General features: G+C 61.3%; 22 protein-coding genes. 18 read left to right on the top strand and 4 right to left on the bottom strand.

The window, feature by feature from the left end:
• Window positions 1-2 precede the first annotated feature (2 nt).
• Entirely contained in the window at window positions 3-1,967 is a 1,965-nt protein-coding gene (locus PspTeo4_RS13470; RefSeq protein WP_322364274.1) for a MacB family efflux pump subunit, read from the bottom strand.
• Complete coding sequence (locus PspTeo4_RS13465) at window positions 1,968-3,146, bottom strand: efflux RND transporter periplasmic adaptor subunit (protein ID WP_322364273.1); 1,179 nt, start codon at window positions 3,144-3,146, stop codon at window positions 1,968-1,970.
• 217 nt (window positions 3,147-3,363) lie between these two features.
• On the opposite strand from PspTeo4_RS13465, the gene PspTeo4_RS13460 reads away from it, so the two are divergent.
• From PspTeo4_RS13460 to PspTeo4_RS13440, 5 genes are all read left to right on the top strand, one after another.
• A complete protein-coding gene (locus PspTeo4_RS13460) occupies window positions 3,364-3,837 on the top strand; it encodes a sigma-70 family RNA polymerase sigma factor (RefSeq protein WP_322364272.1) in 474 nt (157 codons plus the stop codon).
• Between the two features lie 174 nt (window positions 3,838-4,011).
• The gene (locus PspTeo4_RS13455; RefSeq protein ID WP_322364271.1) at window positions 4,012-4,497 is read left to right on the top strand and encodes a histidine kinase; all 486 of its coding nucleotides are present in this window, start codon (window positions 4,012-4,014) and stop codon (window positions 4,495-4,497) included.
• Between the two features lie 69 nt (window positions 4,498-4,566).
• Entirely contained in the window at window positions 4,567-5,892 is a 1,326-nt protein-coding gene (locus PspTeo4_RS13450) for an MFS transporter (RefSeq protein WP_322364270.1), read from the top strand.
• A gap of 94 nt (window positions 5,893-5,986) precedes the next feature.
• Window positions 5,987-6,283 carry a type II toxin-antitoxin system MqsR family toxin gene (locus tag PspTeo4_RS13445; protein ID WP_322364269.1) on the top strand — a complete coding sequence of 99 codons (297 nt, stop codon included), beginning with the start codon at window positions 5,987-5,989 and terminating at the stop codon, window positions 6,281-6,283.
• 2 nt (window positions 6,284-6,285) lie between these two features.
• Window positions 6,286-6,687: a type II toxin-antitoxin system MqsA family antitoxin gene (locus PspTeo4_RS13440; RefSeq protein ID WP_322364268.1), complete on the top strand. Its 402-nt coding sequence runs from the start codon at window positions 6,286-6,288 to the stop codon at window positions 6,685-6,687.
• A 61-nt stretch (window positions 6,688-6,748) separates the two neighbouring features.
• Here PspTeo4_RS13440 and PspTeo4_RS13435 read toward each other — a convergent pair whose 3' ends face one another.
• Entirely contained in the window at window positions 6,749-8,431 is a 1,683-nt protein-coding gene (locus PspTeo4_RS13435; protein ID WP_322364267.1) for an electron transfer flavoprotein-ubiquinone oxidoreductase, read from the bottom strand.
• Between the two features lie 540 nt (window positions 8,432-8,971).
• Here PspTeo4_RS13435 and PspTeo4_RS13430 point away from each other — a divergent pair.
• From PspTeo4_RS13430 to PspTeo4_RS13390, 9 genes are all read left to right on the top strand, one after another.
• Window positions 8,972-9,721, top strand: a complete 750-nt coding sequence (locus PspTeo4_RS13430; RefSeq protein ID WP_167070356.1) for an electron transfer flavoprotein subunit beta/FixA family protein — start codon at window positions 8,972-8,974, stop codon at window positions 9,719-9,721.
• Window positions 9,722-10,651 (top strand): electron transfer flavoprotein subunit alpha/FixB family protein, encoded by a 930-nt coding sequence (locus PspTeo4_RS13425; RefSeq protein WP_322364266.1) that lies wholly within the window; start codon window positions 9,722-9,724, stop codon window positions 10,649-10,651.
• A gap of 128 nt (window positions 10,652-10,779) precedes the next feature.
• Window positions 10,780-11,601, top strand: a complete 822-nt coding sequence (locus PspTeo4_RS13420; RefSeq protein WP_322364265.1) for a substrate-binding periplasmic protein — start codon at window positions 10,780-10,782, stop codon at window positions 11,599-11,601.
• A gap of 9 nt (window positions 11,602-11,610) precedes the next feature.
• Entirely contained in the window at window positions 11,611-11,964 is a 354-nt protein-coding gene (locus PspTeo4_RS13415; protein WP_322364263.1) for a DUF4398 domain-containing protein, read from the top strand.
• On the top strand, window positions 11,961-12,773 hold the full coding sequence (locus tag PspTeo4_RS13410) for an OmpA family protein (protein ID WP_322364261.1): 813 nt from the start codon (window positions 11,961-11,963) through the stop codon (window positions 12,771-12,773). The genes PspTeo4_RS13415 and PspTeo4_RS13410 overlap by 4 nt, the downstream gene beginning before the upstream one ends.
• Window positions 12,774-12,942: 169 nt before the next feature.
• Window positions 12,943-14,385 (top strand): PLP-dependent aminotransferase family protein, encoded by a 1,443-nt coding sequence (locus PspTeo4_RS13405; RefSeq protein ID WP_322364260.1) that lies wholly within the window; start codon window positions 12,943-12,945, stop codon window positions 14,383-14,385.
• Between the two features lie 62 nt (window positions 14,386-14,447).
• A complete protein-coding gene (locus PspTeo4_RS13400) occupies window positions 14,448-14,927 on the top strand; it encodes a hypothetical protein (RefSeq protein ID WP_322364861.1) in 480 nt (159 codons plus the stop codon).
• Window positions 14,928-15,059: 132 nt separating this feature from the next.
• Entirely contained in the window at window positions 15,060-15,314 is a 255-nt protein-coding gene (locus tag PspTeo4_RS13395) for a YkgJ family cysteine cluster protein (protein ID WP_322364259.1), read from the top strand.
• A gap of 33 nt (window positions 15,315-15,347) precedes the next feature.
• The gene (locus PspTeo4_RS13390) at window positions 15,348-15,953 is read left to right on the top strand and encodes an START domain-containing protein (RefSeq protein ID WP_322364258.1); all 606 of its coding nucleotides are present in this window, start codon (window positions 15,348-15,350) and stop codon (window positions 15,951-15,953) included.
• 168 nt (window positions 15,954-16,121) lie between these two features.
• Here the strand turns inward: PspTeo4_RS13390 and gltA are convergent, their stop codons facing one another.
• A complete protein-coding gene (gltA, locus tag PspTeo4_RS13385) occupies window positions 16,122-17,411 on the bottom strand; it encodes a citrate synthase (protein WP_322364257.1) in 1,290 nt (429 codons plus the stop codon).
• Window positions 17,412-17,763: 352 nt separating this feature from the next.
• Here gltA and sdhC point away from each other — a divergent pair, with 352 nt between their 5' ends.
• The 4 genes from sdhC to PspTeo4_RS13365 are packed head-to-tail and all read left to right on the top strand — an operon-like array spanning window position 17,764 to window position 21,004.
• The gene (sdhC, locus tag PspTeo4_RS13380) at window positions 17,764-18,150 is read left to right on the top strand and encodes a succinate dehydrogenase, cytochrome b556 subunit (protein WP_077068487.1); all 387 of its coding nucleotides are present in this window, start codon (window positions 17,764-17,766) and stop codon (window positions 18,148-18,150) included.
• Window positions 18,144-18,512 (top strand): succinate dehydrogenase, hydrophobic membrane anchor protein, encoded by a 369-nt coding sequence (gene sdhD / locus PspTeo4_RS13375; protein ID WP_322364256.1) that lies wholly within the window; start codon window positions 18,144-18,146, stop codon window positions 18,510-18,512. The genes sdhC and sdhD overlap by 7 nt, the downstream gene beginning before the upstream one ends.
• Window positions 18,513-18,515: 3 nt before the next feature.
• Window positions 18,516-20,288 carry a succinate dehydrogenase flavoprotein subunit gene (gene sdhA, locus PspTeo4_RS13370; RefSeq protein ID WP_016393098.1) on the top strand — a complete coding sequence of 591 codons (1,773 nt, stop codon included), beginning with the start codon at window positions 18,516-18,518 and terminating at the stop codon, window positions 20,286-20,288.
• A gap of 11 nt (window positions 20,289-20,299) precedes the next feature.
• Complete coding sequence (locus tag PspTeo4_RS13365; RefSeq protein ID WP_012315348.1) at window positions 20,300-21,004, top strand: succinate dehydrogenase iron-sulfur subunit; 705 nt, start codon at window positions 20,300-20,302, stop codon at window positions 21,002-21,004.
• Window positions 21,005-21,127: the final 123 nt, after the last annotated feature.

Genomic DNA, 21,127 nt, shown 5'->3' with positions numbered 1-21,127 from the left:
GATTATTCGCTGGTAAGGGCTTTGACCGGGTCGAGACGGGCCGCCTTGCGAGCCGGCATGAAGCCGAACACGATGCCGGTGACCACGGCGCAGGCGAAGGCGCCAAGGATGGCGGGCAGGGCGAAGGCCACGGCCACGCCGCCCAGCATCAGGCCGGCGCCGATGCCCAGGGCCAGGGCGATGCCGGTGAGGCCTCCCACCATCGACAGCATCACCGCCTCACTGAGGAACTGGCGCAGGATGTCGCGCTGGCGGGCGCCGGTGGCCATGCGGATGCCGATTTCACGGGTGCGTTCGCGTACGGTCATGAGCATGATGTTCATCACTCCGATGCCGCCGACCAGCAGGGAAATGGCGGCGATCGCCCCGAGCATCAGCGACAGGCTGTTCTGGGTGCGGGCCTCGGCCTGGATCAGTGCGGCGTCGTTGGTTAGTTCGAAATCCTGCTTGCCCTGGTGGCGCTGGCGCATCAGGTGATCGATGGCGGCTTCAGTCTCGGCCACCCGGGCCGAGTCGCGGGCGGCAATGATCACGTACTCCGGGTCCTGGGTACCGAACAGGCGAATGGACGCCGCCGAGTAGGGCACGACGATGCGCTCGTCACTGTTCTGGTCGCCCGAGCTGGCGCCTTTTTCGGCGAGCACGCCGACGATCTGGAAAGGCACGTTGCCCAGCAGCAGGTATTGGCCGATCGGGTCGCTGCCGGGTTCGAGCAGCTTGTCGCGCACTTTCTGGCCGATCACGGCCACGGCAGCGCCGGTGCGTTCGTCGCTGTCACTGAAGAAGCTGCCTTGAACCACAGGCCAGTTGAGAATGTGGGGGAACTCGATGTTGTTGCCGCCCACGTAGAATTCCTGGTTGTTGTTGCCGTGTCGCACCATCACGTCGTTGCCGATCACCGGCATGATCCGGGTGACCTGGGGCAGTTCGGCAATGGCCGCGACATCGTCCAGCGTGACCACGCCAGCCGGCTCGCGCAGGGTGGCGTGGCGGCCATTGAGGTAGAGGATGTTCGAGCCGAACGCGGCCATCTGCGCCATGACCTGGCGTTTGCTGCCTTCGCCGACCGCCAGCATCACCACCACCGAGGCCACGCCGATGACGATGCCGAGCAGGGTCAGGGCGGTGCGGAAGCGGTTGATCCACATGACCCGCCAGGCTGCCTGCAAGGCCTCCAGCAACTCGCCCTTCCAGGCACCGCGCTGGGTGGCGCCTCGGTCCAGGCGCTGGCGCAGGTCTTCGGCCTGCAGGCCCTGGTGCAGGTTGGCCGGTGGTTGGGTATCGGCCGAGTCGCTGACCATCAGGCCATCGCGAATTTCGATGACCCGATGCGCCCGGGCTGCGACTTCGCGGTCGTGGGTGATGAGAATGATCACATGGCCCTGGCTGGCCAGCTCGTCGAGCAGGGCCATGACCTCGGCGCCGCTATGGCTGTCGAGGGCGCCGGTGGGTTCGTCGGCAAGGATGATGTGGCCGCCGTTCATCAGGGCACGGGCGATGGATACCCGTTGCTGCTGGCCGCCGGACAGCTGGTGCGGGCGGTTGCCGGTGCGGCTGGCCAGGCCCAGGCGATCGAGCAATGCGGCGGCGCGGGCGTGGCGCTCGTCGGCCGGTGTGCCAGCGTAGATGGCGGGCATCTCGACGTTTTCCTGGGCCGAGCCCGAGGGAATCAGGTGGTAGCCCTGGAACACGAAACCGAAGGCTTCGCGGCGCAGCCAGGCCAGCTCGTCGCTGTCCAGTTCGGCCACGTCCTTGCCGGCGAAGCGGTAGCTGCCGGAGGAGGGGCGATCAAGGCAGCCGAGGATGTTCATCAGGGTCGACTTGCCGGAACCCGAGGCGCCGACGATGGCGACGAATTCGCCGGGGTGTATGCTCAGGCTGATGCCGCGCAGCACTTCGACCTTGGGCGTGTCGATACCGCCATAGACCTTGCGGATGTCGCAAAGCTCGATCAGGGGGATGGACATTCAACCTCCAGCGGCGCGAGGGGCGCCGATGACCAGGCGCTCGCCTTCGCTGACGCCGTCGAGAATCTGCACCCGCAGGCGGTCGCTGAGGCCGGTGCGCACCTGGCGTTGTTCGACCTTGCCGTCACGGGTGAGCACCTGGGCCATGCGCAGGCCATCGCCGTCGCTGTCGTCCAGTGCCGCCAGAGGTGCGGTCAGGACCTGGCTGGCCTGGCCGGCGACGAAGAACACCTGGGTAGTCATCTCGGCCATCAGGGCGCCGTCGGGGTTGTCCACGTCCAGTAGCACGGTGTACTGCACCACTTGGCTGCCGGTGCTGCCGGAGGTGGCGCTGGTCGGGCTGCCGCCGCCCTGGCTGGTTTGGTCCAGGGGTTTGGGCGGGATCGGCAGGATCTGGCGCACGGTGCTGGTCCAGCGGCGCTTGCCGCCAGCGAGGGTGGTGAAGTAGGCGGTCATGCCGGGCTTGACCTTGCCGATGTCGGCCTCGGATACCTGGGCCCAGACGGTCATTGGCGACAGCTTGGCGATACGCAGGATCAGGGGCGTTTGCTGCTGGGCGTTGAGGGTCTGGCCTTCGCGGGCGTCCACCGCCACCACGGTGCCGTCCATGGGCGCGTAGATGCGGGTGTAGCCGAGTTCGGCCTGGTCACTGCGCAGGCTGGCCTGGGCCTGGAGGATCTGCGCCTGGAACATGTCGATGCGGGCTTGGGTCACCTTGAGCTGGGCGTCGGCGGTTTGCAGGTCTTCTTCGCGGGTGGCGCCAGCGGCGGCCAGGTCGCGCTGACGCTTGACTTGTTGCTGGGCCAGTCGGTACTGGGCGCGCTGCTCGGCCAGCTGGGCCTTGAGGTTTTCGATCGAATAGCGGCCAGCGTCGAGCCTGGCCTGCTGGGTCGAGGGGTCGATTTCCACCAGCAACTGGCCTTGGCGGACCTGATCGCCCGCTTCCACATGCAAGCGGCGGATCTGCCCGGAGGCCTGGGCGCCGACGTCCACGTAACGGCGAGGTTGCAGGGTGCCGAGGGCGGTGACGCTGCTTTCTATATCGGCGCGGGTGACGGCTACCGTGGCGACCGGCTGATTGTCGAAGGGCAGGGTCTTCCAGGCCAGCAGGCTGCCCAGGCCAAGCAGGCCCAGGCCACCAAGGAAGAGGCGGCGGCGAGTGTTGGGTAAGCGTCTCATGCGGACTTCCAGCCAGGGGTGATGGCCACACGCAGCCAATCGAGGCGCGCAGGGAGGTCCCAGTTAGACGAAGACCAGGAACCGGGATTTACCCGTGATGGGGGGGTGGAGGCTGTCTGTTGCTGAGAATAATTATAATTTGTAAGATTGCACGCTGATATCACATATTCCCGCGTCCCTGCACACCCGGCTGGGCAGGGCGACGCCAGGTGCCGCTGTGGAACATTACTATCGTGAATTGGTGAGCTTCCTTTCCGCACGCCTCGGCAGTCGCCAGGCGGCGGAGGACGTTGCCCACGATGCGTATCTGCGGGTACTGGAGCGCACCGACGCGCAGCAGATCGAGCATCCACGCGCGTTCCTCTATCGGACCGCGCTCAACCTGGTGGTCGATCGTCACCGGCGTCAGCTGGTGCGTCAGGCAGAACCGCTGGACGTGCTGGAAAGCGACGAGCGCTGGCACATTCCGGCACCGTCCCAGGAGATGCAGCTCGATCAGCGCCTGGCACTGATGCAGCGTGCCCTGGACGAATTGAGCAAGCCCTGTCGCGACAGTTTCCTGATGCGTAAGCTCGATGGCCTTTCACACCAGCAGATCGCCGAACGCCTGGGCGTTTCCAAGAGTGTGGTGGAAAAACATATCGTCAACGCGATGAAGCATTGCCGCTTGCGCATGCGGCAGTGGGAATAAGTGAAAAGCTGGTGAAACACGAATGAAAATTCTGTGCGCGACAACTTGATTTCTGGATGGTTCCCGACAACTATCAAGTAAGACCCTACCGACTTCATGGCTTCGGTAGTTGCCTCGTTGGCGCAGTTTGGTCAGGGATTTTTCCTTCACTAGCTAGCTGCCCAGGTCCGGATGATGCCCAACAAAACGATGCGCATCCTTATCGCCGACGAGCATCCCAGCCAGCGCCTGCAGCTGGAGCGGCTGCTCAATGGCCTGGGCTACTACCGGATTGCGCCGGTACAGACGTTCGAAGAACTGCAGCGCCTGGTGCAATGTGCACTTCAACCCTTCAACCTGTTGGTTGGCAATATCGAGTTGGGCAGCCACTGCGGGGTTGATCTGGAACGCTTTTGCCGAGTCAGTGCGCAGATCCAGCATGCCTTGCTCTACCACTCACAGCCTGTGGCAGTACCGGAGGTGCCGCAGACCGAGCGCCAGGCGGTGAGCATCAGTCTGCCGCAGGTGCCGGATGACGAAGCGCTGGGTTCGTTCATGGCAATCATCGATGCGCCGGTGCTGGTCGGCAAGCTAGGCTTGCCAGCGAGCGTGGCCAGCCACGTGGCTTTTCCACACTCACGCATGCATTTCCCGCAGACCGTCTTCAGCCGGACTCACTGAACCTCAAGGGGTACCACAGGGTAAGCATTTGCTATTCTCTTGCCCTTTGCCGATTTGCGGACCCCTGCCATGACTGCCAACGTTACCGCTCCTGCGCCCAGGTTCAGCCGCAGCGACCACCGGACCCTGGGTCTGGCGGCACTGGGTGGCGCCTTGGAAATCTACGATTTCATCATCTTCGTGTTCTTCGCGCTGACGCTGAGCCAACTGTTTTTCCCGCCGGAAATGCCTGAATGGCTACGTTTGCTGCAAAGCTTCGGGATTTTCGTCACCGGTTACCTGGCCCGCCCTCTAGGCGGAATTCTCATGGCGCATTTTGCCGATCACCTGGGCCGCAAGCGGGTGTTCAGCCTCAGCATCCTGATGATGGCCCTGCCGTGCCTGCTGATCGGTGTGATGCCGACCTATGCCGACATCGGCTATGCCGCGCCACTGATTCTGCTGGCGCTGCGTATCCTGCAGGGGGCTGCGGTAGGCGGCGAGGTGCCCAGTGCCTGGACCTTCGTTGCCGAACACGCCCCGCCAGGGCGTCGGGGCTATGCCCTGGGCTTCCTGCAGGCCGGGCTGACCTTTGGCTACCTGCTGGGGGCCCTGACCGCAACCTTGCTGGCCCAGGCCTTCACCCCGCAGGAAATCCTCGATTACGCCTGGCGCTACCCGTTCCTGCTGGGCGGCGTGTTCGGTGTGATTGGCGTGTGGCTGCGCCGCTGGCTGAGCGAGACGCCGGTATTCCTGGCCCTGCGTGAGCGCCAGGAGCAGCCGGTGGCCTTTCCGCTGCGCCGGGTGCTGGGTGAGCATCGTCGTGCACTGGTCCCGGCCGCGCTGCTGACCTGCGTGCTGACCTCGGCGGTGGTGGTGCTGGTGGTGATCACCCCGACGGTGATGCAGCAGCGATTCGGCATGAGTGCCGGGCATACCTTCGCCTTGAGCAGCGTGGGAATCGTCTTCCTCAATATTGGCTGCGTGCTGGCGGGGCTGCTGGTCGACCGGCTGGGAGCCTGGCGTGCGCTTATGATCTACAGCCTGTTGCTGCCGCTGGGCATTGGCATGCTCTATGCCAGCCTGGTAGGGCAGTGGGGCGAGGTTTGGCTGGCGTATGCGCTGGCAGGGCTTTCTTGTGGTGTTGTGGGGGTGGTGCCGTCGGTGATGGTCGGGCTGTTCCCGGCGCAGATCCGGGTGTCGGGTATTTCCTTCACCTACAACGTCGCCTACGCACTGTGGGCCAGTACCACGCCGTTGGCATTGATCGCGCTGATGCCGTGGAGCCCATGGGTGTGTGTCGGTTTTTGTCTGATCATGGGTGCCGTCGGGTTGCTGACAGCGCTGTATTTCGGGCGTCGCGAGCCGCTGACCTTCGCCGCCGAGCCAATGCCGATCATGTGTGGTGACAAATGAGGCGGTGAGGGGTATCGGGCAGTGAGGCAGACTTCCGGGAGGGGGCTATTGGAATAACCTATTAGCCAAATTTAACCTGGAAGGTTAATTTCTCATGGAAAAGAGAACGCCTCATTGCCCGTTGGAGCGGATATGGGCACTGGTCAGTGCTGGCCGAGTCAGTCCGACCACCACCTCATTGCGGGGTGCACAGTCTCTGGGAATGGGATATCCGGACATGCTTGAAGTCATTGCAGGGCTGGAGCGCAAAGACTTTTACAAAAGTATGACCAGCCTTGCCGACCAGCGTGTCTGGCAAGATGTCTATCGACCGCTAACAGCAAAGGGGTACGTGTATCTGAAGCTGTCCGTGATAGACGAGGTGCTCATCGTGTCTTTCAAGGAGCTGTAAACATGAGATGTCCCATTTGCGGCGGTGCGGAGCTCGCACCCGATACACAAGACATGCCCTATTGCTACAAGGAGCAATCGACTCTCATACCCAATGTCAGGGGTGATTACTGTTCAGCTTGTGGTGAGGCAGTACTGAGTCATGATGAAGCTCTTCGTATTAGTGAACTGATGTCTGCCTTCAATCGGCAAGTCAACGCTGTGTTCGTTGACCCTGACTTCATCATGTCCGTGCGCAAGAAATTTGATCTCGACCAACGGGAGGCCGGGGAGATTTTCGGTGGCGGGGTCAATGCATTCTCCCGTTATGAGAACGGCAAAACCAGGCCTCCGGTGGCGCTGATCAAGTTGTTCAAGCTGCTCGACCGCCATCCGGAATTGTTCGAGGAAGTCCGTACCGCCTGAAGCTTCGACATACAAAAAGCCCCCGGTTCTTGCGAGCCGGGGGCTTTTCGTTGGGACAACCTTACATGTTCGGGTAGTTCGGCCCGCCCGCGCCTTCAGGGGTGACCCAGGTGATGTTCTGGGCCGGGTCCTTGATGTCGCAGGTCTTGCAGTGCACGCAGTTCTGCGCGTTGATCTGGAAGCGCTTGTTGCCGTCTTCCTGGGTGACCACTTCGTACACGCCGGCCGGGCAGTAGCGCTGCGCCGGTTCGTCGTACAGCGGCAGGTTGCTGGCGATCGGCACGTTCGGGTCGGTCAGCTTCAGGTGGCAGGGTTGTTCCTCTTCGTGGTTGGTGCTGGAGAGGAATACCGAGCTGAGCTTGTCGAAGCTGAGCTTGCCGTCCGGTTTCGGGTAGTCGATCTTCTGCGAGTCGGCGGCCAGCTTCAGGCAGGCATAGTCTGGCTTGGTGTCGTGCAGGGTGAACGGCAGCTTGCCGCCAAACCAGTTCTGGTCGATGTAGTTGAACGCACCGCCGAACAGCGGGCCGAACTTGTGCAGCGCCGGGCCGAAGTTGCGGCTGGCGAACAGCTCTTCATGCAGCCAGCTGGCCTTGAAGGCATCGACATAGGTGTTGAGTGCGTCGCCACCCTCGCTGCCGGCGATCAGCGCGTCGGCCACGGCGTCGGCGGCGAGCATGCCGGACTTCATCGCGGTGTGGCTGCCCTTGATCTTGGAGAAGTTCAGGGTGCCGAGGTCACAACCGATCAGTGCGCCGCCGTTGAACACCATCTTCGGCAGCGAGTTCAGGCCGCCCTTGCAGATGGCGCGGGCGCCGTAGCTGATGCGCTTGCCGCCTTCGAGGTACTGGCTCATCACCGGGTGGTGCTTCAGGCGCTGGAACTCGTCGAACGGCGAGAGGTACGGGTTGGCGTAGGACAGGTCGACGATCAGGCCGACCACCACCTGGTTGTTCTCCAGGTGATAGAGGAACGAGCCACCGGTGTTGTCGGCGCTCACCACGTCCAGCGGCCAGCCGGCGGTGTGCACCACCAGGCCCTGTTCGTGCTTGGCCGGGTCGATTTCCCAGATTTCCTTGAGACCGATGCCGTAGTGCTGCACGTCGGACTCGCTGTCGAGGTTGAAGCGCTTGATCAGCTGCTTGCCGATATGGCCACGGCAACCTTCGGCGAACAGCGTGTACTTGCCACGCAGTTCCATGCCGGGGGTGTACATGCCGTCTTTCGGATTGCCTTCACGGTCGACGCCCATGTCACCAGTGACAATGCCGCGCACTACGCCGTTTTCGTCGAACAGCGCTTCCTGGGCGGCGAAGCCCGGGTAGACTTCCACGCCGAGGTTCTCGGCTTGCTGGGCCAGCCAGCGGCACAGGTTGCCCAGGGAGATGATGTAGTTGCCCTGGTTGTGCATGGTCTTGGGCACGAACAGGTCGGGGACCTTGGTCGAACTGCCGGCATCCTTGAGCACGTAGATGTCGTCGCGCTTCACTTCGGTGTTCAGTGGTGCGCCGAGTTCTTTCCAGTCGGGGAACAGCTCGTTCAGGGCGCGGGGTTCGAACACCGCGCCGGAGAGGATGTGGGCGCCGACTTCGGAGCCTTTCTCGACCACGCAGACGCTGATCTCGCTACCGGCTTCGGCGGCCTTCTGCTTCAGGCGGCAGGCGGCGGACAGGCCCGCCGGGCCGGCGCCGACGATGACCACGTCGAATTCCATGTATTCGCGTTCCACTGGTACTCTCCTACTCATCAAGGCTCGTGCTGTTGCTTTGTCTTATTGGGTGCGGGGGTGGTCATGGGAGGCTGTTCAGGTATCTGTGGACCTGTAGCAGCGTGAATGACGAACTACACCGTTTTGTCTTGGCCGCGCATTATATCTACACCACTCTGCGGGTCCAATACAAACGTTTGTTTGAATTTGCCGCAGGCCAGTAAAATCACAGGAACGCGGCTGGAGGGTGACCGATTTGCCGTATTGACCGGATTGGGTGTTACGGTCAAGATACGAGCGGTTTTACGTTCGCCGTAGGCTTGCAGCCGGGCGCAGGTACACCTCTAAAGACCAGGTTTGGAGCAGGGTTTTCGGCCATCAGGCTGGTTTGTAGTGGAGTTTACACGCCACGACAGAAAATGACCCGTGGGTATTTGCCGCAACAGTCCGATCAGGACTGTTCGGTCACTGTGAAGTTTGCCGCTCCCGATACGTTTTTAGAGGTGCCCTTGTACCCACGCGCATCGCCGGGCTCAGCCCCAGGCGACTATCTATTCACCGGAGAGTAACGAGGAATCCATGAAGGTTCTTGTAGCTGTCAAACGAGTGGTCGACTACAACGTCAAGGTTCGCGTCAAAGCGGACAACTCCGGCGTCGACCTTGCAAACGTCAAGATGTCCATGAACCCCTTCTGCGAAATCGCCGTGGAAGAAGCCGTCCGCCTGAAAGAGAAGGGCGTGGCGAGCGAGATCGTCGTCGTCTCCGTCGGCCCGACTACCGCTCAGGAGCAACTGCGTACCGCCCTGGCCCTGGGTGCCGACCGCGCCATCCTGGTCGAAGCTGCTGACGAGCTGAACTCCCTGGCTGTGGCCAAGGCGCTGAAAGCCGTTGTCGACAAAGAGCAGCCTCAGCTGGTCATCCTCGGCAAACAGGCCATCGACAGTGACAACAACCAGACCGGCCAGATGCTGGCCGCGCTGACCGGCTACGCCCAAGGCACCTTCGCCTCCAAGGTTGAAGTGGCTGGCGACAAGCTGAACGTCACCCGTGAAATCGACGGCGGCCTGCAGACCGTATCGCTGAACCTGCCGGCGATCGTCACCACCGACCTGCGCCTGAACGAGCCGCGCTATGCGTCGCTGCCGAACATCATGAAGGCCAAGAAGAAGCCGCTGGAGACCGTCACTCCAGACGCGCTGGGCGTATCGCTCGCCTCCACCAACAAGACCCTGAAAGTCGAAGCGCCTGCTGCCCGCAGCGCTGGCATCAAGGTCAAATCGGTGGCCGAACTGGTCGAGAAGCTGAAGAACGAAGCGAAGGTAATCTAAATGACTATCCTGGTTGTCGCTGAATACGAAAACGGTGCCGTAGCCCCGGCCACCCTGAACACTGTCGCCGCTGCCGCCAAGATCGGTGGTGATGTGCACGTGCTGGTCGCAGGCGCAAACGTCGGTGGCGTCGCCGAATCCGCCGCCAAGATCGCTGGCGTGGCCAAGGTGCTGGTTGCTGATAATGCGGCCTACGCCCATGTGCTGCCGGAAAACGTTGCGCCGCTGATCGTCGAGCTGGCCAGTGGTTACAGCCACGTATTGGCCCCGGCCACCACCAACGGCAAGAACATCCTGCCGCGCGTTGCCGCACTGCTGGACGTCGACCAGATCTCCGAGATCATCTCGGTGGAATCGGCCGACACCTTCAAGCGCCCGATCTACGCCGGTAACGCCATTGCCACCGTGCAATCGAGCGCTGCGGTCAAGGTCATCACCGTGCGTACCACTGGCTTCGACGCCGTGGCTGCCGAAGGTGGTTCGGCTGCCGTCGAAGCGATCGCTGCTGCCCACAACGCCGGTATCTCGGCCTTCGTTGGCGAAGAGCTGGCCAAGTCCGACCGCCCAGAGCTGACCGCTGCCAAGATCGTCGTTTCCGGCGGCCGCGGCATGGGCAACGGTGACAACTTCAAGCACCTGTACAGCCTGGCCGACAAGCTCGGCGCTGCCGTCGGTGCCTCGCGCGCTGCGGTCGACGCAGGCTTCGTGCCGAACGACATGCAGGTCGGTCAGACCGGCAAGATCGTCGCGCCTCAGCTGTACATCGCCGTCGGTATCTCCGGCGCGATCCAGCACCTGGCCGGCATGAAGGACTCCAAGGTGATCGTCGCGATCAACAAGGACGAAGAAGCGCCGATCTTCCAGGTGGCCGACTACGGCCTGGTCGCTGACCTGTTCGAAGCAGTGCCAGAGCTGGAAAAGCTGGTCTGATCCGGCTGCTTCACTTATAAAGAAGCCCGGCCCTCGCTCAGGGGGCCGGGTTTTTTTATGGTCTATACCGGCTTTGTCGCCGGCAATCAGGCCAATGCAGGCTCTGGAGAACAAGGCAAGGAGAGAGGATGAGGCTTCGCGGAGCGCACGCGCTACTGGCATGCATGGTGGCGATGCTGTCGCCAATGACGATGGCGGCTGGCAAATGCGAGCGCCTGGTGGCAACCGGCAGTCCAGATGCACCGCCGTACTCCTGGCAAGACCCGAAAGATCCTAAGCACCTGATCGGCACCAATGTCGACTTGCTGCGCCAAGTCGCCAGCGAGCTCGGCGTGAAAGTCGAGGTGCTGTACGCCGGCAGGCGCGACCAGGCCCTGGATGAGGTGCGCAGTGGCCGGATGGACCTGTTGCTCGACACGCCGATGCAGGTCGGCCAATTGACGGCGCTGGACTACATCCACCCACCTTTGCAGCTCAACGAGTACCTGGTCTGGACCCGTCACGATGCCAACCTGGTGTTCGATGGCCCGGCGGACCTGGCGCAGTATCAGGGCAGCCTGTCGGAGCGGGCGCGGCTCACGCCAGCCTTCGAAGCCTTCGCCAAGGCGCAACTCAAGCTGGTGCCTGCGCAGAACCTGACCCAGGCATTCCAGAAACTGGTGCTTGGGCAGGTGGACTATGTGCTGGCTGGCCGCTATTCCGGAATGGCCATGACCCAGAGCCTGGGCATGAGCAATGACCTCATCGCCCGTGGCCTGCCGGTGGATCGCCCGGGGTTGTACCTGGCCGTATCGCACAACTCCGCCTGCAATGACGCTTGGTTGCGTGGGCAACTGGCGAAAAAACTGACAGAATTGCCGATCTCCGGTGCGTCCGAGGCCGTGCTGCAGCGCAATGTCGAGCGCTGGAAAGCACAGATGCAGGCGCCGCTGGATACCCCTAAACAGTAGGAAGATTGCGTGAGAACCCAACCACTGATCCTTGCCTTGGCCATGCTAGGCTTGGCCGGCTGCGCCAACGATCCGGCGCCCAACGAGCAGATGCGCCTGTCCGAGCAGGCGCTGGAACAGGCCAAGGCCGTTGGCGCTACCGAACAGGTGCCAGAGTTCAAGATGGCCGAAGACAAGTTGGCTCGCGCCAAGACCAACATGCTCACCGAAGACTATCGCGATGCGCGCATGCGCGCCGAACAGTCTGAGCTGGATGCGCGTTTGGCTGAAGCACGGGTGCTGAACCAGAAAAGCGATGAACAGCTCGACGTATTGCAGTCGCGCGTCAAGCGCCTGCGCAAGCAGTTGGAGGTGCAGCCATGATGCGCCTCAAGCCCGTAGCCGTCCTGGCAATGCTGGCGTTGTCGGCCGGCTTGCAAGGTTGTGCCAGCCATCGCAGTGAAGTTGCCTTGGATGAAGCCAGTTCCGCCTTCCAGAAGGTCAAGGATGACTCCGATGTGCTGCGCAGTGCGCCGCGTGACGTGATCCGTGCCGGTGAGTCGCTGGCGCGTGCCGAGCGCTTGTCCAGCTATATAGGCACCGGTGCCGATGTGCGTCACTACGCTTACTTGAGTCAGCGATATAGCGAGATCGCCCGCGAGCATACCAAGCTTGCGCTGAACCAGGAGCGCATCGCCAAGCTCGACCTGGAGCGTCAGCGCCTTCAGCTGGCCCTGCGCGAAGCCAAGTTGGCCAGTGTTCAGCAGCAAGGCAAGTGGGTCGAAGCACAGATTGCCGCGATGGCTTCCGAGCAAGCTGACCGTGGTCTGGTGATGACCTTGGGCGATGTGCTGTTCGATACCGGCCGTGCCGACCTGAAGAACTCCGCCAGCCGCACCGTGCTCAAGCTGGTGCAGTTCCTCCAGCTCAACCCGCGCCGCGTGGTGCGTATCGAAGGTTACACCGACAGCACCGGTGCTCCGGAAGACAACCTCAAACTGTCCCGCGACCGTGCCCAGGCCGTGGCCGACATGTTGGTAGACCTGGGAATCGACGAGAAACGCCTCGAAGTGCTGGGCTATGGTGACCAGTACCCGATCGAAGCCAATGCCTCGGAGCGGGGCAGGGCACAGAATCGCCGGGTCGAGATCGTGTTCTCCGATGACAAGGGCAAACTGACGCCGGCACGGTGATCCCTTGCCCCTTATCGTCGGAAAGCCGGCGATAAGGGGCGCTGTCACGCAACGGTTTTGTTGGCTATCCTGCAATCTGTCCCAGTACACTTGGCAACTGTTACGGTATGCTCTGCTGTCAGACTACAGCATAAGAACAACGAGCCCGTCCGAGCGTCGAGATATCGCCATGACCAACCTGCTGCTGTACCAGCGTATCGCCCAGCAACTGGCCGATGACATCCGGCGTGGTGTCTACCAGCCAGGTGAGCGCGTACCGTCCGTGCGCAAGATGAGCGCCCAGCTCAATGTCAGCCATGCCACGGTGCTGCAGGCTTATGCCAATCTCGAAGATCAGGGGCTGATTCGCGCCAGGCCTCAGTCGGGCTACTACGTTCACCAGACCCCCGCCCTGACCGCGCAAACACCAGACATAGCTCGGGTCGAGCGCCCGGGGCTGGTCACCCGTGCCAGCATCATCCAGCAGGTGCTGACCGAGGCGCGCCGTGATGGCGTGTTCCCCTTCGGTGCGGCGGTGCCGCATGTCGACTACTTGCCGGTTCGGGCCTTGCATCAGCAGATCGCCAAGGTCACTCGCTTCCACAGTCCTCGGGCGTTCAGTTACATGTTCAGCCCAGGTTTCGAACCGCTGCGTCGGCAGATCGCCATTCGCATGCGCGATGCTGGCGTGCTGGTCGACCCGCGCGAAATCATCGTCACCCATGGCTGCGTGGATGCGTTGCAGATGTCGCTGCGGGTGCTGACGCGTCCCGGTGACCTGATCGCCGCTGAATCGCCGACCTATTACGGCTTGTTGCAGTTGGCGGATCTGCTGGGGTTGAAGGTCATCGAAATTCCCAGTGATCCATCGACGGGCATCAGCCTCGAGGCACTTCAGCTGGCGGCCAACCAATGGTCGATCAAGGCGTTGGTGTTGACCACGCGTCTGAGCAATCCGCTGGGTGGCACCGTGCCGGAAGAGCGGCAGAAGCAGCTTCTGCGTCTGGCGTCGGATTTCGATATCCAGATCGTCGAAGACGATATCTATGGCGAGCTCATGTTCGAGCAGGGGCGGACCAAGGCGCTCAAGGCGTTTGATCGGCTCGACCGGGTGATCTACTGCTCGAGCTTCTCCAAGACCTTGTCGCCGGGCGTGCGGGTTGGCTGGATGGTGGCGGGGCGTTATCAGGACGAAATCCAGCGCCTGCAAACCTTCACCACGCACTCGGCTTGCAGCGTGACTCAGATGGGGGTGGCGGCCTACCTGGAAAATGGCGGTTATGATCGGCATTTGCGCTACATCCGCCAGGAGTATCGCAAGAACCTTAGTGCATACCAGTTGGCGGTGCAGCAGCACTTCCCTGAAGGCACTCAGATGACCCGGCCGACAGGTGGGTTCATTCTCTGGGTGAGCCTGCCGGGGCGGGTCAATACCCAGGAGCTGCATGTGCGCGCGCTCGAGCAGGGAATCAGTATCGCGCCTGGCCTGATCTTCAGTAATACCGAGCAGTTCAACCACTGTATCCGTCTCAACTGCGCAATTCCCTGGAACAAGGAGGCGGAGCGGGCGGTTATCACGCTTGGTCTGTTGGCTCAGCAATTGTGCCGCGAGTCGACGAGCGCACTTTTGTAGGCTTGTCAGGCGCCTGCGGAACAGAGAGCATACGCACCTTTCCGGTCTGCCAGTCGATGTCCATGAACCTGTTGCGCTGCTTTGCCATGACGTTGTGCCTTCTGCCGCTGTGTCTGCCTGTCGGCGGGGTCGAGGCTGCGCAGCCTGCGAGCCAGGCGCAAGCCGTCAAGGGCAAGGCAAGTCAGAAGCCTGCGGCGAGCAAGCCTGCCAAAACGACCGTGAAAAGCAAGGCGTCGGCCAAGGCCAAAGCCAGGCCGGCTCGCAAGCCGGTCAGCAAAGCGGTCCGTCAGCCATTGCCGGAAGCCAAGCTGGATCTGAGCTTGCCTACTGAAATGGTAAAGAAACTGGAGCCTGAAGTCGGCGATGCATCGACTCGGCGCAAACCTTTGCTGCCGGCGATGTTCACCGAAAAGCCGCAGACCGATGACAGCCCCTTTCAGCTCAATGGCCGGCTGATCAGCAACGAAATGCAACTGCAGTTGCGCAACGACAGTCGCCGCGATGTGGAAGGGGCGGCGATCGATTTCGAGTTCCGTCAGTAGCTTCGCTGAACTGACTGCCGGGTCACCGCAGATTTCATTCGGCCAGCAATTTCAAACGTCTGTTTGAGCGGTTACTATCCAGGGGCGTTCGTCCCGTTTTGTTCCAGGGAGTCCTGATTTTGGTGAGTTGCCATGAATTGCCGTGAGGGTTGCGGTGCTTGCTGCATTGCCCCATCCATCAGCTCGGCGATGCCGCGCATGCCCAAGGGCAAGCCGGCGGGCGAGCGCTGTCTGCACCTGACCGTGGAAAACCTCTGTGACCTCTTCGGCAAGCCCGAGCGCCCGGCGGTGTGTGGTGGTTTCAAGGCGGATATCGAGGTGTGTGGCGACAATCGCGACGAGGCAATCAGGATTCTGGGTTGGCTGGAGCAGATGACGGCGGCGTGACAAGCGGGATCTTCGACAACAAGGATAAACATGATGAGATCGTTCAAGCGTATTGCACTGCTGTGTGGCATGGGTGTTCTGCTGGCGCCGGCCGCCTGGGCGGAAAACTGGCAGGTGGCCAAGGACGAGGAGGGGATCAAGGTTTCCCTCAGTGAAGTAGCCGGTTCCAAGTACAAGGCCTATCAAGGCGTGACCGTGATCAAGGCGCCGCTGGCCAAGGTGCAGGCGTTGCAGGAAGACGTGGTCGGCGCCTGTGCATGGATTCATGAGTGCAAGTCGCAAAAGCTGCTCAAGCAGGAAGGTGATCAGAGCTGGACCTACACCCAGTTCAACACGCCGTGGCCGGTGACGCCGCGTGATTCGGTGCTGCATATCACCACGGTCAAGGGGGCTGATGGCAGCTTGACCCGTAATCTGGTCGAAGAGCCGACCTATGTCCCGGAAGAGAAGGGCTTTGTGCGGGTGGCGAAAGTGGAAGGCTTCTGGAAGCTGGTGCCCAAGGGTGACAGCACCGAAGTGACTTACCAGGTGCACACCGAGCCAGGTGGCAGCGTACCTGCGATGGTGGCCAACAAGTTTGTAGTGGATGCGCCGTTCAATACCCTGAAAGGGCTGCGGGAGCGGGCTGAGAAAAATTGAAGTGATGAGTTGCCTGTTCTGGCCTCTTCGCGGGTAAACCCGCTCCCACAGATTCTGAAGCCTGCGCCGTACCTGTGGGAGCGGGTTTACCCGCGAAGAGGCCAGAACAGGAAAAAGACAATAAAAAAGGCTGCCCGAGGGCAGCCTTTTTGCGTTCAGCTCTGGGGCTTACTTGCGGTCTTGCAGTTTCACGATGTCGCGCTGCTCGTGGCCGGTGTACAGCTGGCGCGGACGGCCAATCTTGTACGGGCTGGAGAGCATTTCTTTCCAGTGCGAGATCCAGCCAACGGTACGCGCCAGGGCGAAGATCACGGTGAACATGCTGGTCGGAATGCCGATCGCTTTCAGGATGATGCCCGAGTAGAAGTCGACGTTCGGGTACAGCGAGCGCTCGATGAAGTAAGGATCGGTGAGGGCGATCTCTTCCAGGCGCATGGCCAGTTCCAGCTGCGGGTCGTTCTTGATGCCCAGCTCGCTCAGAACTTCGTCGCAGGTCTTCTTCATCACGGTGGCGCGCGGGTCGCGGTTTTTGTAAACGCGGTGACCGAAGCCCATGAGTTTGAACGGATCGTTCTTGTCCTTGGCCTTGGCGATGTACTTGTCGATGTTCGAGACATCGCCAATTTCATCGAGCATGGTCAGTACAGCTTCGTTGGCGCCGCCGTGGGCAGGGCCCCACAGTGCAGCGATACCGGCTGCGATACAGGCGAACGGGTTGGCGCCCGAGGAGCCGGCCAGACGCACGGTGGAAGTGGAAGCGTTCTGCTCATGGTCGGCATGGAGGATGAAGATCCGGTCCATTGCCTTGGCCAGCACCGGGCTGATCGGTTTGATCTCGCACGGGGTGTTGAACATCATGTGCAGGAAGTTTTCCGCGTACGACAGGTCGTTGCGCGGGTACATCATGGGCTGGCCCATGGAGTACTTGTAAACCATTGCTGCCAGGGTCGGCATCTTGGCGACCAGGCGCACCGCGGAAATTTCGCGGTGTTGCGGGTTATTGATGTCCAGCGAGTCGTGATAGAACGCCGACAGGGCGCCAACCACACCGCACATTACCGCCATCGGGTGAGCGTCGCGGCGGAAGCCGTTGAAGAAGGACTTCAGCTGCTCGTGAACCATGGTGTGGTTCTTGACGGTGCTGACGAACTGGGCCTTCTGCTCGGCATTCGGCAGTTCGCCGTTGAGCAGCAGGTAGCAGGTTTCCAGGTAGTCGGACTGTTCGGCGAGCTGTTCGATCGGGTAGCCGCGGTGCAGCAGCACGCCCTTGTCGCCATCGATGTAGGTGATCTTCGACTCGCACGAGGCGGTCGCCATGAAACCAGGGTCGAAGGTGAAGTGACCAGTGGCCCCCAACCCGCGGACGTCGATTACATCAGGACCAACGGTGCCGGTTAAAATGGGCAGCTCGACGGGGGCAGCGCCCTCGATGACCAACTGCGCTTTTTTGTCAGCCATGTGGCCTCCTATTAATGCTTGAAATCATCAGACAGACCCCCCACGCAGGGCCCGCACCACTATAGAGGGATAAATTCGAATGTCAATTTGCCTAAAGGCTGGTTGAAAGCGGCTCTGAGGCCTGATTTTTCTCGAAATTCTCGCCCATTTACGCCTTTTGCTCGCTAAAGGCAATGCGCTATTTGGGCTACCCCGTCACGTTGTCATAAGCAGCCTAACTGTCTATACTCGGCACCCGACCGCCAAGGGCTTGCAAGCCTGATTTGCTGGGGGTCGCCGTTCCCTGGGTGGTGGGTACCTGACCAGTACACTTACCAACAACTTTGCCCTGATTCGCTAGGGGCTCTTCAGTGTGAAAAAAGCCGTGAAAAGCCAACGACCTGTAAACCTAGACCTAAGGACCATCAAGCTCCCAATCACCGCGTACACGTCCATTCTGCACCGTATCTCCGGCGTCATCCTGTTCCTCGGCCTTGCCATCATGCTGTACGCATTGGGCAAATCGCTGGGTTCCGAGGAAGGCTTCGGCGAGGTGAAGGCGTGTCTGACCAGCCCGCTGGCCAAACTGGTGACCTGGGCCCTGCTGTCCGCCCTGCTGTATCACCTGGTGGCAGGCGTACGCCACCTGATCATGGACATGGGCATCGGTGAGACGCTGGAAGGCGGCAAACTGGGCTCGAAAATCGTGATTGTCATCTCCGTGGTGGTGATCGTTCTGGTGGGAGTTTGGGTATGGTAACCAATGTCACGAACCTGTCGCGTTCGGGCCTCTATGACTGGATGGCGCAGCGCGTCTCGGCGGTCGTTCTCGCGGCTTACTTCCTGTTCCTGATCGGATACGTCGTTGTTCACCCGGGCATGGACTATGCCCAGTGGCACGGTCTGTTCTCCAACAACGCGATGCGGATCTTCAGTCTGCTGGCCCTCGTTGCCCTGGGCGCTCACGCCTGGGTCGGCATGTGGACCATCGCCACCGACTACCTGACGCCGATGTCGTTCGGCAAGTCGGCGACTGCGATTCGTTTCCTGTTCCAGGCGGTATGCGGCGTAGCGATGTTCGCTTACTTCGTCTGGGGTGTGCAGATTCTCTGGGGTATCTGATCCATGGCTAGCATTCCAACTATTTCCTTCGACGCCATCATTATCGGTGGCGGCGGTGCCGGCATGCGCGCAGCGCTGCAGCTGGCTCAAGGCGGTCACAAGACTGCCGTGGTCACCAAGGTGTTCCCGACTCGTTCGCACACCGTTTCCGCCCAGGGCGGCATCACCTGTGCCATCGCTTCGGCCGACCCGAACGACGACTGGCGCTGGCACATGTACGATACCGTCAAAGGTTCCGACTATATCGGTGACCAGGACGCTATCGAATACATGTGTCAGGAAGGCCCGGCTGCGGTCTTCGAGCTGGACCACATGGGTCTGCCGTTCTCGCGTACCGAAACTGGCCGTATCTACCAGCGTCCGTTCGGTGGTCAGTCCAAGGACTTCGGTAAAGGTGGCCAGGCTGCCCGTACCTGCGCAGCGTCCGACCGTACCGGTCACGCCCTGCTGCACACCCTGTACCAGGGCAACCTGAAGGCAGGCACTACCTTCCTCAACGAGTACTACGCTGTTGACCTGGTGAAGAACCAGGAAGGCGCGTTCGTCGGTGTGATCGCTATCTGCATCGAAACCGGCGAAACCATGTACATCAAGTCCAAGGCCACCGTTCTGGCCACTGGCGGTGCCGGTCGTATCTACGCCTCCACCACCAACGCCCTGATCAATACCGGTGACGGTATCGGCATGGCCCTGCGTGCCGGCGTGCCGGTGCAGGACATCGAGATGTGGCAGTTCCACCCGACCGGCATCGCCGGCGCCGGTGTACTGGTTACCGAAGGCTGTCGCGGTGAGGGTGGCTACCTGATCAACGCCCACGGCGAGCGCTTCATGGAGCGTTACGCGCCGAACGCGAAAGACCTGGCCGGCCGCGACGTGGTTGCCCGTTCCATGGTCAAAGAGATCATCGCCGGCAACGGCGTGGGCCCGAACAAGGACCACGTACTGCTGAAGCTGGACCACCTGGGCGAGGAAGTGCTGCACAGCCGCCTGCCAGGTATCTGCGAACTGTCCAAGACCTTCGCCCACGTCGACCCAGTGGTCGCGCCGGTTCCGGTCGTTCCGACCTGCCACTACATGATGGGCGGCGTTGCCACCAACATTCATGGCCAGGCCATCACCATGGACGAAGAAGGCAAGGATCACATCATTCCTGGCCTGTTCGCCGTAGGTGAAGTGGCGTGCGTATCGGTTCACGGTGCAAACCGCCTGGGCGGCAACTCGCTGCTCGACCTGGTGGTATTCGGCCGTGCTGCCGGCCTGCACCTGGAGAAGGCACTGAGCGACGGCATCGAGCACCTCGACGCCAGCGACACCGATATCGATGTTGCCCTGAGCCGCCTGAACAAGCTCAACGAGCGCTCCACTGGCGAAGACGTTGCCAGCCTCAAGCGCGAGCTGCAGAGCTGCATGCAGAACTACTTCGGTGTATTCCGTACTGGCGAATACATGCTCAAGGGTATCGAGCAGTTGGCTGGCCTGCGTGAGCGCATCGCCAACGTGAAGATCAACGACAAGTCCCAGGCCTTCAACACCGCGCGTATCGAAGCGCTGGAGCTGCAGAACCTGCTGGAAGTTGCCGAAGCTACCGCCATTGCGGCCGAAGCCCGTAAAGAGTCCCGCGGCGCTCACGCCCGTGAAGACTTCGAAGACCGTGACGACGAAAACTGGCTGTGCCACACCCTGTATTACCCGGGTGAGAAGCGCGTTGCCAAGCGTGGCGTCAACTTTGCGCCGAAGACTGTTCCAGCCTTCGAACCAAAAGTCCGGACTTACTAAGGGTGGCTGCTATGTTGAAAGTCGAAGTTTATCGTTACAACCCGGACACCGACTCGGCGCCCAAGATGGAGTCGTTCGACGTCGATACCGGCGGCAAGGACCTGATGGTGCTGGACGTACTGGCACTGATCAAGGAAAAGGACGAGGGTTTCTCGTACCGTCGCTCGTGCCGTGAAGGTGTTTGCGGTTCCGATGGCATGAACATGAACGGCAAGAACGGCCTGGCCTGCATCACTCCGCTGTCGGGCGTGGTCAAGGGCAACAAGCTGGTTCTGCGTCCGCTGCCAGGTTTGCCGGTAATTCGTGACCTGGTCGTCGATATGAGCATCTTCTACAAGCAGTACGAGAAGGTGAAGCCGTTCCTGCAGAACGATACTCCGGCTCCGGCCATCGAGCGTCTGCAGTCGCCGGAAGATCGCGACAAGCTGGACGGTCTGTACGAGTGCATCCTGTGCGCTTGCTGCTCGACCTCCTGCCCATCGTTCTGGTGGAACCCGGACAAGTTCCTGGGCCCCGCCGCTCTGCTGCAGGCCTATCGCTTCCTGGCCGACAGCCGTGACACCAAAACCCAGGAGCGCCTGGCGTCCCTGGATGACCCGTTCAGCGTATTCCGCTGCCGCGGGATCATGAACTGCGTAAACGTTTGCCCGAAGGGTCTGAACCCGACCAAGGCAATCGGTCACGTACGTAACATGCTGCTGCAAAGCGGCACCTGATTCAAAGCGTTGTAACTGCAGTAAGCCGAGGTGCGGGTGGTGAGCCCGCACTGAGGTAAAACCTGAGCAAGGGCCCACAAAGCCCGCGCTCGATACCTATGAAGATATGAGACCAGCAGGGGC

The organism is Pseudomonas sp. Teo4 (assembly GCF_034387475.1).
Taxonomy (GTDB): Bacteria; Pseudomonadota; Gammaproteobacteria; order Pseudomonadales; family Pseudomonadaceae; genus Aquipseudomonas.
Note: the sequence above shows the minus strand (reverse complement) of the source record. Positions and strands in the feature narration are given on the sequence as shown.

Bases quoted from the DNA above. Each gene is read 5' to 3' on its own strand.
- PspTeo4_RS13430 (WP_167070356.1), top strand. From the start codon at position 8,972: ATGAAGGTTCTTGTAGCTGTCAAACGAGTGGTCGACTACAACGTCAAG.
- PspTeo4_RS13425 (WP_322364266.1), top strand. From the start codon at position 9,722: ATGACTATCCTGGTTGTCGCTGAATACGAAAACGGTGCCGTAGCCCCG.
- PspTeo4_RS13470 (WP_322364274.1), bottom strand. From the start codon at position 1,967: ATGTCCATCCCCCTGATCGAGCTTTGCGACATCCGCAAGGTCTATGGC.
- sdhD (WP_322364256.1), top strand. From the start codon at position 18,144: ATGGTAACCAATGTCACGAACCTGTCGCGTTCGGGCCTCTATGACTGG.
- PspTeo4_RS13420 (WP_322364265.1), top strand. From the start codon at position 10,780: ATGAGGCTTCGCGGAGCGCACGCGCTACTGGCATGCATGGTGGCGATG.
- PspTeo4_RS13405 (WP_322364260.1), top strand. From the start codon at position 12,943: ATGACCAACCTGCTGCTGTACCAGCGTATCGCCCAGCAACTGGCCGAT.
- PspTeo4_RS13455 (WP_322364271.1), top strand. From the start codon at position 4,012: ATGCCCAACAAAACGATGCGCATCCTTATCGCCGACGAGCATCCCAGC.
- PspTeo4_RS13445 (WP_322364269.1), top strand. From the start codon at position 5,987: ATGGAAAAGAGAACGCCTCATTGCCCGTTGGAGCGGATATGGGCACTG.
- PspTeo4_RS13365 (WP_012315348.1), top strand. From the start codon at position 20,300: ATGTTGAAAGTCGAAGTTTATCGTTACAACCCGGACACCGACTCGGCG.
- PspTeo4_RS13410 (WP_322364261.1), top strand. From the start codon at position 11,961: ATGATGCGCCTCAAGCCCGTAGCCGTCCTGGCAATGCTGGCGTTGTCG.
- PspTeo4_RS13390 (WP_322364258.1), top strand. From the start codon at position 15,348: ATGAGATCGTTCAAGCGTATTGCACTGCTGTGTGGCATGGGTGTTCTG.
- PspTeo4_RS13450 (WP_322364270.1), top strand. From the start codon at position 4,567: ATGACTGCCAACGTTACCGCTCCTGCGCCCAGGTTCAGCCGCAGCGAC.
- PspTeo4_RS13435 (WP_322364267.1), bottom strand. From the start codon at position 8,431: ATGAGTAGGAGAGTACCAGTGGAACGCGAATACATGGAATTCGACGTG.
- sdhA (WP_016393098.1), top strand. From the start codon at position 18,516: ATGGCTAGCATTCCAACTATTTCCTTCGACGCCATCATTATCGGTGGC.
- PspTeo4_RS13400 (WP_322364861.1), top strand. From the start codon at position 14,448: ATGAACCTGTTGCGCTGCTTTGCCATGACGTTGTGCCTTCTGCCGCTG.
- gltA (WP_322364257.1), bottom strand. From the start codon at position 17,411: ATGGCTGACAAAAAAGCGCAGTTGGTCATCGAGGGCGCTGCCCCCGTC.
- PspTeo4_RS13440 (WP_322364268.1), top strand. From the start codon at position 6,286: ATGAGATGTCCCATTTGCGGCGGTGCGGAGCTCGCACCCGATACACAA.
- PspTeo4_RS13465 (WP_322364273.1), bottom strand. From the start codon at position 3,146: ATGAGACGCTTACCCAACACTCGCCGCCGCCTCTTCCTTGGTGGCCTG.
- PspTeo4_RS13395 (WP_322364259.1), top strand. From the start codon at position 15,060: ATGAATTGCCGTGAGGGTTGCGGTGCTTGCTGCATTGCCCCATCCATC.